We start from the raw sequence: 21673 nt of genomic DNA on the forward strand, positions 1-21673 counted from the left end.
CAGAATAAAATATTAGGAACTTAAACAGAAAACATCACAATTATTAACTATGAATTATTTTCAAAAGAACAAAAAGAACATTATCATTGGTGTTATCGCAACATTGCTCATAGCAGCACTCGTTGCACTATGGCTGCAGAAAAAGGTGATTCACTCTGCGGATGATATTGTTGGGGTGGTTTATCCGTCCTCATTGTCTGTGGGAGATACACTTCTATTTGAAGATAAAACCCAATTTGCAAAAACCAAAAGATGGAATTTTGGAGATGGTACAACCTCTGACAAAAATAGTGGTATTCACTTTTACAACAGACCGGGATATTATCAGGTCAGCTTAATCGTTGACAATAAGTACACGAAATCTTTCCCTGTAATGGTGGCAGCAAGAAGCCTTCAGAAGGCTAAAGATACCTCAAAAATCAAATCGACCATTGAAGCCCCTACCCAGGCAATGCAGAATGAAAACGTACAATTTCGTGCCATTTCTGAAGCTAAACAGTTTGCGTGGAAATTTGGAGAAACTGGAAATACAGATTCGAAAGATAAGCTGGCAATCTATTCTTATAAGAAACCGGGTGATTACCTGGTGACTTTATACACTGAAGAAAATCAGGAACCTATCTATCACAATATCAAAATTCTTCCTGCTTACAATGCTCTGGAAGAGGATGAAGTATCTGTAGGAGATGTATTTGATAAAATAGATAACGACTTTAAATATCATTTACAGCAGATTGCCAATGGAAACAGTTTTAATATGCACTACAACTACTTGCTGAAAACTTACCTGTGCAACAATGAGAACACCGTGGTAAAAGTAAATGACAGCAAAGTAAATAATTTCTATATGTACTGTGCAGGTCTTCAGTTTGACAAGAATACCGTGATCCAAACCGTAAAGGTGAATTTTGATGATACACAAAGCTGTGTAACTAAAGTAGATATTAACCAAAGCAAATAATACCTTCCGGCCCTGCCGGATGCGCCAATCATAAAAAGATAAAATAGGATGAGAAATACATTTCCTCTAGCAGCATATTATATAGGACTTTCAGTATTGTTGACGAGTTGCCAGGTAAAGCTTCCGTCAAAGAAAACTCCCGAGCCATCTCAGTATGGAAAGGTAGATAATTCAACTGTTGTCAATGGATATCCCAAGAAATCCGTTCCATGGATTGTGATTTCAGACCGGTCAAGAAATACAGCTTATTTAGATAAAAATGACGAAAAATCATATAAAGAAGTTAAATTTTTAGAACCTTTAATGGTTTTAAAACATAGAGACGGAATGGTAAAGGTGGCCGAATATGTTCCGGATGCTTTAATGAAGAAAGTTTCATCAAAGTCTATTAAGACATATGGCTGGATTCCTGAGTCTGACCTTTTGTTATGGAACAATTCTTTAAAAAGTGAAAGAACAGGATATCCTGTAAGAGCAGCTGTAGTACCTAATAACAGCGAGGTGATCAGAAGTGCCGAAAGATACTATAAGAATGACTCTATCATTGTATTTAACTCACCAAGTCTTATTGAAACTGCCAATGTGAAAATTCCTAACGGACAGATGGTGTATGTTTATAAGCAGGCTGAGAATAATAAGAGGTTTCTGGTAGGTAAAAAGCCTTCTCTTGACATAGACAGTATCAGTACAGGTCTTTACGGATGGGTGAGCTCCAATGTAATCTCTACATGGGGAGAACGTTCTGCTATAAAGCTGAAAAACACCACAGGAATTAATGATTCCGAATTAGGGATACATGAAGGTTATCCGGGTGGATCAGCCTCAGATGCCACTAATAAAACAGCTATTCTTATTTCAGATATCAACAAAAGATCACCTTTGGAAAATATTTATCCGGTGAATCTGCCGTTGGATGAAGCTCCTACTCCTGATATCAAAACAAAATATTTTACCAATATTTTAGATTACAGTAAAAACTATGTTTACAATGTTTTAGGTGAACCTATTTATTTTGACCGTTACAGGGAAATTACAGAAAGGGATAAAAATATCAATATTGTTTTTGCACTGGATGTAAGTGCGCCTAATGCACCATACGCACCTATTGTAAAATCATTATTACAGGATTTACAGCTTAGATTTGAAAAACCATCTTATTTCAGTAACGTTAAGTATGGAGTGGTTTTGTATAAAAATAACCCTTGCGGAAGCAATACTTCAGTTTCGAACTTAAGTGCAGACTACAGTAAAATCACAACATTCATTACTGAAAAAACAAATGAAATGAACTGTAGCAGTAATAGTGGTTATCAACCGGTAGGAGAGGCACTTTCTGCGGCAGGAAATCTTCTTTCAAACGTTCCGGATGAAACAAATATTGTAGTAACTGTAGGAACTTCTGCCAACCAAAGCGGAAATATGTACAGTGTGATCAGTTCTCTTACCCAGGCTCAGGCAAGGCTAATTATGTTCCAGACAAGCGCAAGATCATCAGATACTTATAACGACTTCGTATTGATGGCCGAAAATATAGTAACCAATACGGCGAAAAATATTGCAGAGCTTAAAAAACAAAAGATCATCAATCAATATGATGTTCTTACCAAGAATAATTTCAGCCTTGTAGAAGGGGATGAAGGGTTCTTCTCATTGGCCTATCCTAAGCAGAGTATGTCTCAGGGCTATGTTATTTTTCCTAAAAAAGGGGATATTGCAACTCCGGGATACCTGAAAAAATCTGTGGATAGCCTTATAGCACAGGTTACTGCCGATAATGAGGCTATTGACCAGTCGCTTAATGAGTATTTCCATTCTTCCGTAGGAGCAGGAAAGACGGATGTTGACTTAAAATATAAATATCTGTATCCGGGACTTACCAATCCTGTATCTGCAGGAATTGCAGCTCAGCTGATCAACTATGGAAGCCCGTTCCTGGTAAAAGGATATATCCCGAAAGATTTAAAAGAATTCACACCGGTAATAGAAAAAGGAATCCTTATTTCTGAATCGGAATATGATAATCTTAAAGCTTTCTATACTGAAGTATACAGGAATACAGAAGCTGACAAGCCTGGATTTAACCAGTCAAAAGCGGTTAAAGAATATGTAAAACTTCTGAAGAAATACAATCCAACAATAAAATTTCTTGATAAAGGAGCTCTTTACGAACAGCCGATGTCTTATGCAATAGGAATGAGTACCGGATTTGATCTTACAGAAGAAGAACTGATGGCTAAATATAAGCTTAAAGGCTGGAGAAAATCTAAAATTGTTCCTAGTGAGACCGTGAAGAATTATTTCCATCATTATAAAGACCTTGCAGATAGAATGCTTGCCAACAGAAATAACCCGGCAGTGAAAATTCAGCAGAACGGACAGACGTTCTATTGGCTTAACGAGTACTTTACCCCAACAAGAATTCCAACAGAGCAGCCGGAATACACTAAACATTAATTGTTTATTTTTATAATATCAAAAGCAGAAGAGACCTACTTCTGCTTTTTTTGTGTCTGTTTGGGGAGGAAGGGAGTTAAGAGTTAAGAGTTAAGAGTTAAGAGTTAAGAGTTGGGAGGCAGGATATGGTATATACCTAAGATTGAATATTAGTTTTTTGCTTGACCTACTAGGATGTATGGATACATCAAGTAACATTTAAATATTGATTCATAATTCTTAATCAAAAAACAAATTTAGAGGCTCATTTTAGTGCTGTAAATTTAATTTTTATGCCTTGAAAAGAGTTCTATTTCTCTTTTAAGTGGAAAATTACTTTTTTAACTTAAAAATTGAAATTATTTAAATCCCTTTACTGGAGAGAGTTACCTGGATGTTTATAAATCTAATGTCGTAGAATTACTACACAAAATCGTAGAACTACTACAATTTTTCAGATTTACATTCAAAAGTTTTTTTTAGAGAAAAAGACCCTCTATATTTGCTGAACAATCACCGAATCACAAAATATTATTAACGATTAAAATTTACAAATCATGGCAGAAAGAAATTCGAGAGGAATCTTAAAATTCAATGGAGGAGAAGGACAAAAGCTATTAAAAATGAAATATAGCGTATCCAGATCTACCGATGTATCCGGACGTGTAGCATCAGATCCTTCTAACGCATTAATCAAAGTAACAGTAGAAGCAACAGAGAAGTCTGATATTCTTGAAAGTTTACTGAATGGTAAGTATAAGCCTACTGTAGGTGAAATTACATTCAACAAATCTCACGAAGAAGGAACATTAATTACTTTGAACTGGCAAAACGGATATGTCATCCAACACCAGGTAGAATTTGATGCTATTGACAGCAACAGTATGTTGATCAGCTTCGTAGTAAGCGCTGAAACAATCGACTACGGTACTTCTCAATATGCAGGACTTTGGCCAAGCAGCTAAAATTGACACATTATCACACATTCATACGAAAAAAGACTGTCCTTATCAAAGACGGTCTTTTTTTCTAAGATAAAGGTTTACGGAAATTCATTTTTATCACTTCGATAGAAAATACTAAATGATTATTTCGTGAAATATTACTATCTTTAAACAAACACAAACACAAAATACATATGAAAACTGACTTAAACGGATCTTCCTTCCGTCCGTCACAAAATGCAGATGCCATATCCGAAAACCATCATGCAGGGATCAACCGGTTAGTGAAATTATCACTGGTTGTGGAAGGTAAAATGATAAGATACTATAAACATTTCACTCTTAAGCAACGGGCAGATCGTCACCATGAATTTACTCTTATCCTTGCCCACGATGCTTTGGAAGAACAGCAGAATCATACCCTTGAAGAAGCTAATAAATTTTTAGGAAAACGCCTTACAGCAGTTATATCCTATAAAGACATTGAGAAAAGCCCGGAAAGAAACTTTGTGGGGATTATTACAAAAGTAGGTTTCAGCCAGGATAAAATGAGCCTCGGAAATATTGTATTGTCAGGGTATAGTCCTACCATATTATTGGATGGAGCTTCCCATATTCAGAGCTTTGGCGGAGGCCAGCCCGTTAATATGGGAATTATTGCTGCAGATGTTATCAAACAGGGGATTGACAAAGAACGTTTTGATATAAGAATTGATACCAACGATTACTCCCAGATTATCTACAGCAGCCAATATGATGAAACCCATTACAACTACCTTGCAAGAATGGCAGAAGCTTATGGCGAGCAGTTTTACTATGACGGCGAAGTTTTGCACTTTGGAAAACTCCCGCCACAGAATAAACCGATAAAACTGATCTACGGAAGTAATGCAGATAACATCAAAGTAGAATTAAAAGCGGTACATACCAAGCCTCAATACTATGGCTACAACAGCAGTAAAAATGAAAAACTGACTTCCGGTGATACACCTGTTACCCATGTGGGAGATCTTGCCAAGACAGCATACAGCCATAACGAAAAAATTTATAAAACTCCGGCACTTCAGGTAGCCCCTATAAAGGCATCTACCCATTTGGATGTAGAACATTCCCAAAAAAGTACTTCCGGAAGTGAAGCCGTAAGTGTATTTTCAGTTTCAGGATCTACAACAGTCCCTTTTCTGCACCCCGGATGTGTGGCAGATATCCATATGAGAAGACCGGATAGCAATGAAACCTCCTATTTTACTAAAGTGATGGTGACAGAAGCTGTACATGAAATTGATACCATTGGACATTATACCGGCAGTTTTGAATCTATAGCTGCCGATACAGGTTTCCTGCCGAAACCGGAATTTAAAGTACCTGCCGCACAACCTCAGATTGCCACAGTCATTTCCAATGCCGACCCTGAAGGACAGGGAAGGGTTCAGGTAAGATTCGACTGGCAGATGAATGATACTACCCATTTTATAAGAATGATGAGTCCTGATGCGGGAGGAACTGATCAAATTACTCAAAACCGGGGATATGTAGCCATTCCTGAAGTAGGAGACCAGGTGATGGTTAATTTTGTTCACAGCCACCCCGATAGACCATTCGTTATGGGCGGAATGTTCCATGGGGGAATAGGCCTTGGAGGCGGAGCAGATAACCGTGTAAAATCGATCCAAACCAGAAGCGGCCACAAGGTAGTTTTCACAGAAGATGAAAGCATCATTATCACGGATAAGAGCGGAAATGAGATTCACCTGGATACTACAGGAAGCAATATTAATATTACCGCACCGGAAACCATGACCCTGAATTGTAAGAACATGAATATCAATGTGAGTGAAAGCATGAATACAACGGTGGGGATGAATAAATCGGACAGTATTGGCCTGAATAATACAAAAAGTGTGGGAGCAATGAAGCTGACTTCCGTAATGGGTGATGCAAGTACATTTATTACGGGAAAACTGACTGAAATTATTGAAGGAGATGTGCACAGTGAAACAAAGAAAGGACGGAATGAGATTTCTGAAAAAGAAATGAACATAAGTTCTAATGCTTCGATTAATAAACATGCACAGAAGGAAGTACAAAATAATAGTGGGGAGAAATCTAAAGCACATTAATCATGAGCCGAACAAGAATTGTAAAAGGTACTTATAATAAAATCTCTCATGAAGACCACAATATGTATTCTCAGGAGAATATTATTTCGCGTGCCTATAAATGGTTTACAGAAAAAGGTGATAAAAAAGGGGTGAGTCATGGTACACCAAATGATCCTCCTCCTCCAGAAATAAAAGCAAAATGTGTTGTACATTTTCGTAGTAAAAATGGATGGAAAGGTGAAGAATATGGTTTTGACTGGATGAGATTAGGTGAAACATCCAATTTTGGTGATGTTAATTATGAAGATATTGTAGCGAAGCAATATACAGATGCCACTTATGCCACATTAGAAAGAGATATTAATGAATATGATGGAAGTTTTAAAAAGGCTCCTACTTTATATTCTAAGCTAAAGCAGGTATATGGTGTATACAGTATTCCGTGGAAGAAAAAAGCGGATGGTACGCTTGAAAATTATTACTGCTCCTGGCTATCACTTTATCCTTCACAAATTAAAGATACTAAAACGAACCAGCTTACCGCTTCCAATTTTAAAAATACCAAAGCTATTTTAAGCCTGAATATTGAAGTTGATGAGGAACCGGATACTTTAAGATTTAAAGAAAATAAACTTTTTAAAATTTCTCCCATGGAGATTACACCTAAAACAAAAGGTAAACATGATCTTAAAGATTTTGTAACTATAGAATGTCTGGAAGAATTTTCAGATGATCAGATTATAGAAGTGATTGCCGTTAAGAAAGACAGTGCTGGTCTTGAAGTTTCTGAAGTAGCGGGCAGATTAAATGTTTGGGCTAATCATGCTGCAAAAAGGAAAAAATCAAAAATACTTATTATTAATTTAGAAACCGATATAAATGGTAAAAAGGCAGGGAATTCTACTGGTCAAAAGGAATTATTTGAAAGTTACTTGAGACAAGCACTTATAGAAGCAGATGTAGAAACCGAAACTGTAGATATGTCTGGTGATGCTCATTTTCAAATTGGAGGTAGATATGTGATTGGAGGGAAAATAGCAGCTTATTATGAGCCTGCTGGCAATGCTCCTTCCGGATTTGTTGCATTACAAAACTATGTTTACAATAAAGTGAAAGAAAACTTAAAAAGTAATAATATTCCTGAAACAAAATATAACAAATACTATGTCGCTATTTATTTAGGTGAAAATGGAGGTTTTGTTGATGCATCAGGAAATGTTAGGGGGCTTAATGGGTATAGTTCTGGGAATTTTGTGGTATTATTTCCTACAAAAAATAATCAAACAGCAGCTCACGAATTTCTACATAGTTTTGCATTGCCACATAGTTTTACCAATTCAGAGGCTGATGCAAAGGCACAATTTACTTATGAATATGCCAAAACAGAAAATATTATGGACTATTCACATCACATTCCGGAAACACGTTATAATCTTTGGAAGTGGCAGTGGATAATCGCTAATGACAATGCAAAATAAAATTCTATGAAAAAAATAATGTTTTTTTTAAATTTACTAATAATCCTTTCTTGCAAATCACAAAATACAAAAAATATGTTGCCTATTGTTGATAATAAATTTGAAACATTTGATAATATCAGATATAATGAACTCCATCAGAACAAATCAAGTTCTGTTTATGAAAAACTAAATGATGGGACAATTATAGAAAGGATTAAAATAAACTCAGGATCTGCCTATTATGAATCACCTCCAAAATCATATTTTATGATTTTTAAAGATTTTTATCCCTCTGATAATATAAGAAAAAAAGGGCTGAAGTTTAATGTGTGGGGAGGTTTTCAAAAAGGTACTTGGTATGAATTTGATGAAAAAGGAAATTTAATAAAGGAAATAGATTATGACAAACCTTACAAATTTTCATTTGAAGATATCTTAAGATTCTGTGAAAAAGAAGGGATTCCTTTAACCAAAGGTCCTGTATTACAAAGTACAGGTTTTCATACAACGATTACCCGCAGAATGGAAAAAGAAAAACCAATTTGGGAGATAGAATGGCTTAAAAAGCCAAGTTTAGTTGAAAATATTATTTTAGATGGTATTTCCGGCAAAGAAATTTCGAGAAAAGAATCGAAGTTTATTAACAATTAATGTTTGTTGTTACAGGAACAGGAATAAACGATAATAATATAAAACAGAATTTTATGAAAAGAATAATGTTTTTTCTAAGTTTAGTAATGATCTTTTCTTGTAAATCACAAAATAAAAAAAGTATGTTGCCTTTAATAGATAATCATAGTGAAATATTCAATGCAAATAAGTTTCCTGATATTGATAAATTAGAAAATGTAAATAAAAAGACAGATTCTGGTTTTATTGAAATAATGAAAAATAAAACCAATATTAGCTATAAATTCACACCTAATAATTCGTTATTCAAGATTGTAAAAGTATATTACTTAAATAATATCATACAGACTAAAGGTATAACTCTTAATTTGCCCTGGAGTACCTTTCTTAAGGGTACTTGGTACGAATTTGATGAAAAAGGAAATTTAATCAATGAAGTAGATTATGACAAACCTTACAAATTTTCGTTTGAAGATATCTTAAAATTCTGTGAAAAAGAAGGGATTCCTTTAACCAAAGGTCCTATATTACAAAGTACAGGTTTTCATACCATCATTACCCGAAGAATAGAAAATGAAAAACCTATTTGGGAGATAGAATGGCTTAAAAAGCCAAGTTTAGTTGAAAATATTATTTTAGATGGTATTTCCGGCAAAGAAATTTCGAGAAAAGAATCGAAGTTTACTAACAATTAATGTTTGTTGTTACAGGAACAGGAATAAACGATAATAATATAAAACAGAATTTTATGAAAAAAAATATTGTTTTTTTAAGTTTACTAATAATCCTTTCTTGCAAATCACAAAATACAAAAAATATGTTGCCTTTAATTGATAATAATTTTGAAAAATTTGACTCTAGTAAGATAAAAAAATCTTCTCAAAACAATTCTGATGTATTAAGAGAGTTTTTACCAAATGGCAATTATATTGAAATTAATATTGCAAGTTCAGGAAAATATTATCTTGAGACTTTTAAGAATTCCTATTATACAATCTCAAAATCATATTATTCTAATGGGAATATAAAGTCAAAGGGAATTGGTTTTAATGGAGATGGTTTTCAAATTGGTAAATGGTTCGAATTTGATGAAAAGGGAAATTTAATCAAGGAAGTAGATTATGACAAACCTTACAAATTTTCATTTGAAGATATCTTAAAATTCTGTATGAAAGAAGGAATTCCTTTAACCAAAGGTCCTGTATTACAAAGTACAGGTTTTCATACCATCATTACCCGAAGAATAGAAAATGAAAAACCTATTTGGGAGATAGAATGGCTTAAAAAGCCAAGTTTAGTTGAAAATATTATTTTAGATGGTATTTCCGGTAAAGAAATTTCGAGAAAAGAATCGAAGTTTATTAACAATTAATCTTATCTCAACAAAGAATTTTTAATTAAGATAAACGTAGGTGAAGAATCCATATCGACGATTCCAGTGATGAAAAGGAAAATCTCCATACCATTTGATATGAAGAGCGGAATCAAAGGGTTACATAGCCAATATTTATTCTATATCTCTTTTTTTATTTTATACTATATTGCCAACAAAAACAAAACCATAAAACCAATTAAACAAAATCTGCCAATGAGTACCATTACTACCCATTTAAAATACTTTTCAAAACTATCTGCAGCATTTATTTTCAGTGTCCTGCAGATTTACGCAATAGGAGTTTTTTCCACCATCATTACCCTTGTACTGGGAATTTATATTTTAGCAGACAGTTTAGGTTCGTCATTAGGACACAGTGGTGCACTGGCTTTTTTAGTGGCTACCATTACGGCAAAACCGGTTTCTGCGGGTATTTTCTATCTGCTGATCATCATAGCCCCTTTCTTTACTGTTATATTTGCCACAAAATATGCGATGTCTGTGGTGATCAGTAAACTGTTGCAGGATCATTCCAAAACCATTGTAGTTCCTTTTATTGAAAAGGTGATTGGGACATGTAAGGCAAAGCAGCCTACTGTTATCCGGACCGGTTCAGATTTTGCCATTGCAAAAGTCAAACTGTTGAATGAGTTTAAAAACAGCTCAGAAAATAAAATAGTAAAACGCGCTGTAAGCTATGCTTTAGGTAAAATAAAATTCGATGAACTGAACTTATCTGCGGATAATGCAGATTTTTCAGATATCATTAAAGTGGCACTTATTGAAAAACTTCAGGAACTGGCAGAGCCTTCTGCTATGTTGTTCTATATCTTTATTGGCCTGCAATGGGTAAGTTTAATTTTACTTTATTTTCTAAAAATATAAAATGTTGTATTCTACATAGAAAAAAGGCAATCATTTGACAACGCAGACCTGTCCTGAAAATTAAAAAATAGCATGGTTACTTCTCTAATTGAAGAATTAACTATCTTTATCTCGTTTTAGAATAAAATATTTAATTTTAGGCAGATAAAAAATAATGGCTTCTGATTCTCCGCCATGAGATCATAAGTCTTACAAAACAGAGCGCAAATATTAATATAAGAAAAATTATAAATGGGAGTACTAGTAACCAACGAAACAGTAAAACAGCTATTTCATATTGCTCAGTCTATAGCGAAGGAAAATTATAATGCTACTTATGGTGGACCTCATATTCTTCAGGCTTTAATGCACAAAGATATCGGACTTAATGAATTTTTGAAAAGCATCGATAAAGATCCGGGATATTTCTACGAATGGGCAGATGTCCGTATTGAAGAATATCCTAAAACAGCCCACCTTCCTGATGAAGTGGCTCAGGATGATGCCATTGATACCCTTGTGGAAGAAGCAGACGATATCCGTTTAAAATTAGGTTTGGATGAGATCACACCGATCTGTATCCTTACTGCTATTGTAAAACCACAGGTTGTATTTACTCTTCAGCAGCTGAAATCACTTCCATTGAGAGAACATGAGATATTTAACCTGTATAGAAAAGATACTCCTTTCACCGTATCTGAAAATGGAGATTTTGCTTCTTTATTTTCAAATGGTTCAGATTTTTCAGACTCTTCTTTTCCATCTATTAAAAGCTATTGTGTAGACAGAACAGCACAGGCCAGAAACGGAGATCTGGAAAATATAATAGGACGAGACAAAGAACTTAGAATGCTGGTAGAGATTCTTTGCCGCAGAAGTAAGCCGAATGTCATTATTATTGGTGAACCGGGAGTTGGAAAAACAGCTTTAGTAGAAGGTTTTGCTATTGAAATCACCAAAGGGAATGTTCCTGAAATGCTTAAAAACGGAACTCTTTTAGAACTGGACACAGGAGCTTTACTGGCCGGAACTTCTTATAAAGGTGAAATAGAAGACCGCCTCAAAAAAATAATCAATGAATGTAAGAAAATTGAAAAAGCAATCCTTTTCATTGATGAAATTCATACCCTTTTAGACCCGAAAGGCAGCATAGGAAACGTTGCCAATCTTCTGAAACCGGAATTGGCAAGAGGTGAAATTACGGTCATTGGAGCTACTACCCAGGAAGAATATAGAAAAATTATAGAACCGGAACAGGCTTTCAACCGTCGTTTTGAAGTGCTGACGGTTAATGAACCGGATGAGCAGACTTGCGTGAAAATGATCGATGTACTGCTTGATGGCTATAAAAAGCACCATGGTATTGAAGTGGAAAAAACTGCCATTCCGGAATGTGTACGTCTGGCTAAAAGATATGCAAAAGGTAAAAAATTACCCGATGCAGCCATCGATTTATTAGACAGAACCATGGCTGCTATTAAAATGCTTGACGAACTTTCAGAAAAAGAACTGGAAAGCTGGAAAGCAAGCTATGAAGAGATTTTAAAAGAAGAATATACAGACAATAAAGACCAGGCTGATGAATTGATCTGGACTTATAATCTGTTGCGTGATAAAATAAGCCCTATTTTATGGGGATCACTGAGCGAACAACCTGCTATTGACAATTCAATGCCGGTAGAGCAGATTCATAAAATTATTGATGATACTTACGAAGAGCTTCTGCAGCATGCAGCGAAGAAAAGAGAAAAAGTAGGAAGATTAGAGCTGGCTGCTGTGATGGCTGCTAAAACCAATATCCCAATCGGTAAAATTCAGGCTCAGGAAAAAGAAAAACTCCTGAACATGGAATCCCTTCTGTTAAATAGAGTAGTAGGGCAGGATCATGCATTGAAAATCCTTTCCGATGCTATTGTTGAAAACCGAAGCGGATTGAATAAACCGGGACAGCCCATTGGTTCGTTCTTCCTTTTAGGACCTACAGGAACCGGTAAAACTGAGCTTGCAAAATCAATGGCAGAATTGCTTTTCAACGATGAAAAAGCAATGGTACGCTTTGATATGTCAGAGTTTAAAGAAGAACATTCTGCCGCGTTACTATACGGTGCGCCTCCCGGATATGTAGGATATGAAGAAGGAGGTATGCTGGTTAACAAAATAAGACAGCAGCCATATACTGTTGTTTTATTTGATGAGATTGAAAAAGCTCACCATTCTGTTTTTGATGTATTCCTTCAGATCATGGACGAAGGAAAGGTTCATGATAAACTTGGAAAAGAAGGAGATTTCAGTAATGCATTAATCCTCTTTACATCCAATATCGGAAGTGAAGAAATTGTAAAACAGTTTGAAGAAGGAAAAATTCCGGAGTCATCTTCACTGATGCAGATCATGTCAGGTTCAGGAAGATTCAGACCCGAGTTTTTGGCAAGAATTACAGAGATTATTCCTTTTGCACCGATCACAGAGTCTATTGCAGAAAGAATTTTCAATATCCAGCTGAAATCACTTCATACTTCATTGACGAGATTAGGAATAGCCTTAAAAATTAGTGATGAGGCTGTGAAAAACCTTGCATTGGGAGGGTTCAGCAGTAAATACGGAGCAAGACAGATCTCCGGAGTGATCCGTGCCCAATTGGCAAGGCCTATCTCCAAAATGATTGTAAGAGAAGAAGTGAAATCCGGCCAGACCATCCATGTGGATTGGAATACAGAAGAAGACAAACTGAGCTGGAAAGTAGACTCATAATAAAGTAAAAAGGCTGACTGGCAAATCTGCTCTTTAGCCTTTTTATTTTTAGCTTTATAAACATATTTAAAATGAAAACTATTGTCAGAAATATCTTTACAGGTTTAATGCTGGTAGGAACCGGTATATTTGTAAACGGACAGTTTTTAACGGCCTCTGATACTTCAGAAAGCAGCGTGAAAAAATATAAAGGAATCATAAATTCTAATAAAGATCTTGTGGAATTTATTGAGCAGTTACTCCTTCAGAAAGGACTTCCCAAACATCTGAGAAACCTGGCCCTGATTGAGTCCCATTTTAACAGAAATATTACCTCAGGTGCCGGAGCAGTAGGAATCTGGCAGCTTATGACAGCACATGCCAATCAATATGGACTTACAGAACAGAACCGTACCGATGTCTATAAAAGTACAAAAACAGCTGTATTATCATTAGGAAACCTTTATAAAAAGTATAACAACTGGGTAACGGTTGTTGCAGCTTATAATTGTGGAGAAGGAAATATAGCAAAAGCAATGCAGGCTGCAGGCTCTTCGCAATATCATGAGTTTTCAAAATACCTTCCCGAAGAGACGATCAACCATGTAAAAAAATACCTGAACGCCTGCTATGCGACAGGAGAACTTCAGAGTGTCCTCAGTAATTATAATGCCTCCAGAATTAACAAAGTCTTTTTTGAAAATGGCGGCAGCAATGTAACAAATGAAGCGCTTTCGGAAACAGAAATCAATGCCGGCTTTAATTTAAAGGTTGTTGCAGATGAGCTGGATGTGGAAGTAGATAAAATCCTTGCCTGGAATCCGGGAATAGTAGAAGAATTGCAGAAAAAAGGAGAAAGTCCTTTCTACCTTCCCACAGACCTTATGCCCGATTTTCTTTTGAGGAAAAATAAAATACTTATGCGATCTATAAAAGAAGGTGGAAGTGCCCAGTAACAATTTATAGCAAATATCAAAAAGTAAAGAATCTGATTATGATAATAGTCAGATTTTGTATTGTTTTAATTCGATCTTTTTGAAACCTAATCTGTAAAATGGAAATTGAAGAGCCAAATATATGATCAGTAAAAATGGAGCCTGGTAAAAATAGCCTGCAGCCAGTTCACAGCCTTAGAGGTTTTAAAATCTATAAGGTTAAAAAAAAATAAACGAATAATATTTTCGAAATTTTTATAATTCAGATCTGTTAAAGCATGCTAAATTATATTAAAAAACCTTAATATTTCTCATTGCTGTGGAAAATGCCTATTTTGATCGATGTTTTTATGTATTTATACATCATTGTATATCATGTTTTTATATATAATTGTTAACTCTATTGTCGTAGAATTACGACATAAAATCGTAGAACTACTACAAAATTTCAGATTTGTATTCAAAAGTTTTTTTTAGAAAAAAAGACCCTCTATATTTGCTATACAATCACCGAATCACAAAATATTATTAACGATTAAAATTTACAAATCATGGCAGAAAGAAATTCAAGAGGAATCTTAAAATTCAACGGAGGCGAAGGACAAAAATTATTAAAAATGAACTACAGCGTATCGAGATCTACCGATGTATCCGGACGTGTAGCATCAGATCCTTCTAATGCCTTAATAAAAGTAACAGTAGAAGCTACTGAAAAGTCTGATATCCTTGAAAGTTTATTGAACGGAAAGTACAAGCCTACTAAAGGAGAAATTACATTCAACAAATCTCACGAAGAAGGAACATTGATTACTTTGAACTGGGAAAACGGATATGTAATTCAGCATGAAGTAGACTTCGATGCTATAGACAGCAACAGTATGTTAATCAGTTTCGTGATAAGCGCAGAAACAATTGATTACGGTACTTCTCAGTACGCAGGACTGTGGCCTTCATCGGGTAAATAAGCCGATATTCATCATCTTAGTAAAAATAAAATTGGTACAGGACAGCGCGCTCGTGAGGGTATGCTGTTCTGTTTTTTCCATTATAAACACTAAGAAGAACATTAGGAATCATTTTTTAGAAAAAAAGAGTATAAGATGTTCTGCTATTTTTGATTCCATGTATGCTGTACAGCAGTAGTTTATTCAATAATTATTTAATTCAAACAAAGACGCTATGTTTCAGGATGATAAATCAATTAAAGTAGAGGGCCAACATACAACAAAGGCAGATGCCGGCAAGTTGAAAAACACAGTAAAGGAAAAAACTATCCAAAAGGCAGAAGGAAAATTAAATAAAGCGGGTGAAGAAGTAAAGAAGGCAGCAAAAGCAGGACAACAAAGCTTAAGCGCTGCACAGGGTGCAGATATGTTTATGAATCAGACCCTGGTTTCTAATAAACCTTCAATCATTGAAAATAAAGTATGGGCAAAACAGCCCACTTCAAAAATACATAATGCTCCAGCCATTGCTGAAAGCTTTATTGCCGGTATCAACCGTGTGGTAAAGCTGGATGTTATTGTTGAAGGGAGGATGATTAAGCATTTCAAACATTTTAAGCTGGTTCAGAGCGCTGCTAAACATCATGAATTCAGCTTAACACTGGCTCATGATACCTTAGGAAATGCGGAAAACCACAATTTAGAAGAAGCCCAGAATTTTCTGGGAAAAAGAATTACAGTAGTCTTTAAATATAAAGATATTGAAAAAGGAGCTGAACGTAACTTTGTAGGAGTCATTACAGAAGTAGGCTTCAGCCAGGAAAAAGGAAGCCTGGGAAATATTGTCCTTAAAGGATACAGTCCTACGGTACTTTTAGATGCTGCACCCCATATCCAGAGTTTTGGGGGAAGTCAGCCTGTCAGCCTGAACAGTATTGCAGATCAGGTAATCAGAGAAGGACTGGGTCAGAACAAATTTGATTTCCGGGTAGATGCCCAGCATGGAAACGTTTCCTACAGCTCTCAATATGAAGAGACTCATTATAACTATCTTGCCAGAATAGCTGAAGCCTATGGCGAACAGTTTTATTATGATGGTGAAGTACTGCATTTTGGAAAGCTTCCACCACAGGAGAAACCTGTGAAACTTACCTATGGCAGCAGTGTGAGTGATATTGCTGTCAAAATGAGAGCACAGCATGTCAACCCAACATTTTATGGGTACAACAGCAGCAAAAATGAAAAATTGATTACCGGAAATTCAAAAATAAGCCATACTTCAGATATTGCACGGCGTGCTTACGAAATATCAGAAAAAACATTTACAACACCCTCTTTGAGAGTAGCACCTATAAAAGCTACATCCTTTATGGATATCGATGCTTCTCAGAAAGGAACGGCAGGAAGTAAAGCTTCTGAAGTTTTTATTACTTCAGGAACTACCACAGTTCCGTTCTTATATCCGGGATGCCCCGCTGATATTGAAATGCGTAAATCCGGAAGCAATGAAACGTCCTATTTTACCAAGCTGATGATTCTTGAAGTCACTCATGAAGTAGATGCCAGAGGATATTATGACGGTAAATTTGAGGCCATTGCTGCAGATACAGGATTTATCCCCCGCCCGGAATTTGAAACTCCAAGAGCTGAAGCTCAGTTTGCAAAAGTAATTTCCAATACAGATCCCCAAGACCAGGGACGGGTTAAGGTACAGTTTGACTGGCAGAATGGTCCTGATACTACAGAATTCATCCGCGTAATGTCTCCGGATGCCGGAAGCAGTGATAAGGTGAATAAAAACCGGGGCTTTATGTCAATTCCTGAAGTGGGAGACCAGGTGATCATCAATTTTGTACATCAGCATCCTGACCGTCCATTCGTGATGGGAGGAATGTTTCATGGCGGCATCGGCGCAGGAGGTGGAGCTGGAAACAATGTGATGAGCTTTAGCGGAAGAAGCGGAGCCGAACTGAAATATGATAATGGAGCAGGATCAATGAATCTTAAAGACCAGGGCGGAGCCAATATGTTTTTTGACGGAGCGGGAAATGCGGAAACCAATACAAATAACAATAAAACGGTAACCGTAGGAAATGATAATACAAAAACAGTTAAGAATAAAAATACTACCAATGTAGGCTGTAAACATACAACAAACGTAGGAGAAGGTCAAAGCATACTGACAATGGGAAATGATGGTGTAATTGATCTTAAAGGAGCAGAAAAAGTTACTTTAAAAGTTGGAAGTAGCAGCATTGAGATTACAAAAGATCAGATAACGGTGAAAGCTGATACAGTGAACATAGAGGGGGTCAGTATTACCAACGTTGGAAAAGCAAAAGGAAGTCCAGGAATGGTTGTAGATAACAATGTTACAATCAAAGGTACCCAGGTAGATATAAATTAACGCATATAAATAAGATCTTCAGATAAACATATCGTTGATCTTATACATATTTTTAACTATAAAATAACCAGAAATCCATTGTATGGAATACAGTACGCATCAGATAAAAAAAGGAGATACATTAGAATCAATAGCAGAAAAATATCAGATGACGGGCAAAGAGCTGCTAGCCTTTCATAATTTATATTCGCCCCTTACCCAGCAATTTTTTGGGGATTACCTGCCTATTCATATTAAGACTGTTATCATCCCTTATCAAAAGAATAAAGAGGAGAAAAAAAATATTGATTATACCGTATTTGAACAAGAAAGCAGATACAGAACTGAACAACTGAATATAACCAGAATTGAGGATGAGGTAAAAAGTTATTCCCAGCTTAAAAAAGAATATGATGTGAAATTTAATCTGCCACATCACTTGGTACAGGTTAAGCTTTGCGACTTCTTTTATGAGTTTAATCCACCGGCATTGTCACGTGTTTTTGATTTCGTGTCTGAAGTTGATTATATCAGAAATAACTGTTTGGTAGAAATCGATAAGCTGGGGAGGTTTTCCAGACTTGTTGATAAAGATAAATTAAAAGTAAATTGGGACAAATTTAAAAATGAAAGACTCAATGAAATTGAATTTGTAAAAGTTATAAAACAGACCAAGCCGCAGGAATATGTAAAGCTTCTGCAAGAAGGAGATTTTCAGTTTTCTGATAAATATAATGATGAAAAGGACTATAACAGAGATCTTTTTTACCTTACATTATTGGACAAATATCTTTATTGCAGCGAAGAAAATATGGAAAGAGAAGAATACACTTATCAATCTCAGCTTTTTCCTGATGTACTTGTACCTATGACTGTGAGATATGATATTATTAAAAAAGAAGAAGACCTCATTACTATTAGAAAAGTTTGGGAAACAGTGGAATCTGAGGAACTCTTGGAAAAAGTAACCAAAGGATATGAAAAGTATCATCAGCCTCTTATAAAATATAAGTTTTCTGAATATAAGCTGGATTTAAGAAATCTATTCACTTATAATCTGAAGACAAAAACTCTGGAAAAAGCAGAATTGTCAATTATTGAAAATATAGAGAATAATATAAAATCCGAATGCATATTTAATCTGAGAAAGATATAAGGAACATTAATAATTCTAGAAAAAAATGATTTTTATAAAGACTTTAAACAATGGCAAAAAAATAGGTGTTGTGCTTGCAGCACTATTTATTGTTCTTATATATTCTTATTTTGTACCGGGATGGGAATATCTTGATTTTGTACTTCATACTCCAAGTCTTAAAATAGATAGAACTTTTCTGTATTTTGTACTCTTTGTGTTTTATTTGTTTCACTGTATTGTTCTCTATAAAATTCTGGATTATAGTTTTTCACCAATCGGCAGTATCAGGGAAGTTGATGATCAATCAGTCAGTATTGAGTACAAAAAGAATAATTATACAATATCCAAAAATGAAATAAAAATAGAGAATAATAAAATTCTTCTCCCATTGAAGGCCGAAAAAATTACAGTCTCAAAACATCCTTTTCAAAGCAGTGCAGAAGAATATAATGACTTTTTAATGGATTTACAGAGAGGTAAAACGAGTAAGACAATAACCAGTGCTGAGCAGATTCCGGTGAGTTCTTTTTTGATTAAAAACCCAAAAATGAAGTTCATTATTTTCTGTGTATCAGGCTTTGCATTTATGCTGCTTTTTAGGAATATAATGGAACCTTTCAAAAATGATATTGGCGTAATTACAAGGACTGGGAATGTGTTTTTAGAGATTTTGGTAACACTTCCTTTCCTATTCTTATATTGTTTTCTGGTATATCTGTACTTTTATTTTACTTCTGGAGTTAAAACTATTGAACTGTCAGCAGATACATTGATTTTTAAAGGTTCCGGGCAAATTATTTTACCGAAAAAAAAGGTAAATGAAGTACATATTGTAGAGAATGCGGGTGATCATAAAGTTTTGCGGATATTGTTTTATACAAAAGATAAAAATACATATTCATTGAATTTTGTGACTCCAAAGATTGTAAATTCTATTAGTGATTATTGGGAATTCAATGTGTTTTCCCCTGAAATTGCTGTAGGTACAAATAAAAACCAAATAAAGAAAATTTATAAATTATGAGTAGGTATCTTCCTCAGGAAACACATGTAGTCTGTAGCTATCAGATGGATCCCTCCCCGGGAGTTTTGCTTGTAGATCCTAAAATGTGGAATCTTTCTGTTGTCTATAAATCGGAAAAACAACCATTGCTTACAGAAGTAGATATGGTACTAAAGGATGATTTCGAGTGTAAAAGCAATTGGGGAAAAGCTGCTGCATGGTCATTTTTAGTGGCTGGTTTAGCCCTTGGACTTGCTGTAGCGTTTTCAGTTTGTACTTTGGGAGTGGGAGCTGTCGTTCTGGGAGCACTGGCTGTTGCGGCAACAGTGATTATAGCATCAAATAGTACAAAATGTAATCCTAATCTTGTAGAATGGGTTAATCCTCACGCAAGTGTTAAATTCGAAGGACATAAAGCGCTTACACAAAAATCATTTCTTACCTGTTCTGCTGGCCCGGGAATTCTTACACCATTTTTAGATGAAGGAGAAGCGAACGCTGCTGCGAAAAATGTGGCTTTCAGAAATTGGGGCGAAGTAAGTTTAACAGCTGTAATCAGTGGACTTTTCGGTTACGCTATAGGATTTTCTGGTGGAACAGCCTTCACTGCTACCGGTGGCGGATTAGGGGCAGGCCTTTTTGCAGGAGGAAAAGAAGCTGCAGTAGGAATAGTAGGTGCATATCTTATATTTCAGCCCATTTCCTATTTGGAAGCACAGGGAATGCAGGGAATGTTCAGTAGCGATGACAAAAGTACTGCTTACGATCAGATGCTGGCTTCCCGTAAAGAATTAGAAGGACCCTTTACTGTGGATACACCTGATGATCCATATATAGGGACATCACAAACAAGTGCAGCCGAAAACCTTCTTTATCATTCTTATGACAAGTACAGACAAAAACAGAACGAAAAGTATATCAAAGAAATCATGGAACTGAAAGGTACCCGTGCACAACGTGAGGCGAGAATTGCGGAAATAGTAGCTGAAATGAAGAAAACCAGATCGGGAGCTCAGGCTGTAGAAGCAATGAAGAGAAAAAACAGCGGGAAAATTCTTCCAAGAATAAAAACAAGCAATAAAGGTAATAGAGTAATTAATGAACATAAGGCAGAAACCAACAAAGGCATGAAAGCTGAGACCGCTAAAGGCTTTGGAGGAATAAATGGGGTAGGGCTTATACTTCCCTTACTGGTATCTCCTCTTAATGAATGGACTTTTAATGTATTAGCGGATTCATTTGAAAACCAATCAGGAGGTGGGGTAACAATCAAAGCCGAACAAAATTAACAATAAATATATTTTGTATTTTAGATAAAGCATCAGAATATTTTTTTTGCAATCTTCAATTTAATCATATAGACAAGATTAAAAGGTAGATATTTTTAGTTGGATGGGGTCCTTATATTTAAGAATAAGAATTATTAAATAGATAATTGGGTATTCAAACATTCAATTTTAAATATTGTCTTTTATCCAAACCTGTACAAAAAGTACCCGCCAGAATAATTTTAAAAATCAAAATAATAGAGTCTTTATATTAAAATATTTCCCATAAAAATGTATTAATGTATATGTTATTGCTGTTTTTGAATTATGGATAAAATATTTATTAATAAGCGATTGGGGAGCCATTTAACTCTATTGTCGTAGAATTACGACATAAAATCGTAGAACTACTACAAAATTTCAGATTTCTTATCAAAAGCTTTTTTTTCCATACCAGGGTCTTTATCTTTGCTATATAATTATTGAATAACAATTTATTA

16 protein-coding genes are annotated in these 21673 nt (G+C 35.3%); all 16 read left to right on the top strand.

Features of this window, described 5'->3' with window-relative positions:
* Positions 1-49 precede the first annotated feature (49 nt).
* The 16 genes from MP477_RS22345 (at position 50) to MP477_RS22420 (ending at position 21194) form a co-directional block, all read left to right on the top strand.
* Complete coding sequence (locus MP477_RS22345) at positions 50-961, top strand: PKD domain-containing protein (RefSeq protein ID WP_230040899.1); 912 nt, start codon at positions 50-52, stop codon at positions 959-961.
* A gap of 48 nt (positions 962-1009) precedes the next feature.
* Complete coding sequence (gene tssR, locus MP477_RS22350; RefSeq protein ID WP_230040897.1) at positions 1010-3415, top strand: type VI secretion system protein TssR domain-containing protein; 2406 nt, start codon at positions 1010-1012, stop codon at positions 3413-3415.
* A 536-nt stretch (positions 3416-3951) separates the two neighbouring features.
* Positions 3952-4359 carry a type VI secretion system tube protein TssD gene (gene tssD / locus MP477_RS22355; protein ID WP_047494621.1) on the top strand — a complete coding sequence of 136 codons (408 nt, stop codon included), beginning with the start codon at positions 3952-3954 and terminating at the stop codon, positions 4357-4359.
* A 173-nt stretch (positions 4360-4532) separates the two neighbouring features.
* The gene (locus MP477_RS22360) at positions 4533-6458 is read left to right on the top strand and encodes a type VI secretion system Vgr family protein (protein ID WP_257192234.1); all 1926 of its coding nucleotides are present in this window, start codon (positions 4533-4535) and stop codon (positions 6456-6458) included.
* A 2-nt stretch (positions 6459-6460) separates the two neighbouring features.
* A complete protein-coding gene (locus tag MP477_RS22365) occupies positions 6461-7918 on the top strand; it encodes a hypothetical protein (RefSeq protein WP_257192235.1) in 1458 nt (485 codons plus the stop codon).
* Positions 7919-7924: 6 nt separating this feature from the next.
* Complete coding sequence (locus tag MP477_RS22370; RefSeq protein ID WP_257192236.1) at positions 7925-8551, top strand: hypothetical protein; 627 nt, start codon at positions 7925-7927, stop codon at positions 8549-8551.
* 53 nt (positions 8552-8604) lie between these two features.
* Positions 8605-9225: a hypothetical protein gene (locus MP477_RS22375; RefSeq protein WP_257192237.1), complete on the top strand. Its 621-nt coding sequence runs from the start codon at positions 8605-8607 to the stop codon at positions 9223-9225.
* A gap of 53 nt (positions 9226-9278) precedes the next feature.
* Positions 9279-9902, top strand: coding sequence for a hypothetical protein (locus MP477_RS22380; protein WP_257192238.1), 624 nt, complete (start codon positions 9279-9281; stop codon positions 9900-9902).
* A gap of 216 nt (positions 9903-10118) precedes the next feature.
* Complete coding sequence (locus MP477_RS22385) at positions 10119-10790, top strand: hypothetical protein (protein WP_257192239.1); 672 nt, start codon at positions 10119-10121, stop codon at positions 10788-10790.
* 231 nt (positions 10791-11021) lie between these two features.
* Positions 11022-13520, top strand: a complete 2499-nt coding sequence (locus MP477_RS22390) for an ATP-dependent Clp protease ATP-binding subunit (protein ID WP_230040880.1) — start codon at positions 11022-11024, stop codon at positions 13518-13520.
* A gap of 71 nt (positions 13521-13591) precedes the next feature.
* On the top strand, positions 13592-14455 hold the full coding sequence (locus tag MP477_RS22395) for a lytic transglycosylase domain-containing protein (protein ID WP_230040878.1): 864 nt from the start codon (positions 13592-13594) through the stop codon (positions 14453-14455).
* A 530-nt stretch (positions 14456-14985) separates the two neighbouring features.
* Positions 14986-15399, top strand: coding sequence for a type VI secretion system tube protein TssD (gene tssD, locus MP477_RS22400; protein ID WP_230040876.1), 414 nt, complete (start codon positions 14986-14988; stop codon positions 15397-15399).
* A 214-nt stretch (positions 15400-15613) separates the two neighbouring features.
* Positions 15614-17785, top strand: a complete 2172-nt coding sequence (locus MP477_RS22405; protein ID WP_257192242.1) for a type VI secretion system Vgr family protein — start codon at positions 15614-15616, stop codon at positions 17783-17785.
* Between the two features lie 82 nt (positions 17786-17867).
* Positions 17868-18920, top strand: a complete 1053-nt coding sequence (locus MP477_RS22410; protein WP_257192243.1) for a LysM domain-containing protein — start codon at positions 17868-17870, stop codon at positions 18918-18920.
* 25 nt (positions 18921-18945) lie between these two features.
* Positions 18946-19926, top strand: a complete 981-nt coding sequence (locus tag MP477_RS22415; RefSeq protein ID WP_257192244.1) for a hypothetical protein — start codon at positions 18946-18948, stop codon at positions 19924-19926.
* A complete protein-coding gene (locus MP477_RS22420) occupies positions 19923-21194 on the top strand; it encodes a PAAR-like protein (protein WP_230040865.1) in 1272 nt (423 codons plus the stop codon). The genes MP477_RS22415 and MP477_RS22420 overlap by 4 nt, the downstream gene beginning before the upstream one ends.
* Positions 21195-21673 lie beyond the last annotated feature (479 nt).

Source organism: Chryseobacterium sp. WG23 (assembly GCF_024586575.1).
In the GTDB taxonomy this organism is placed as follows: Bacteria; Bacteroidota; Bacteroidia; order Flavobacteriales; family Weeksellaceae; genus Chryseobacterium.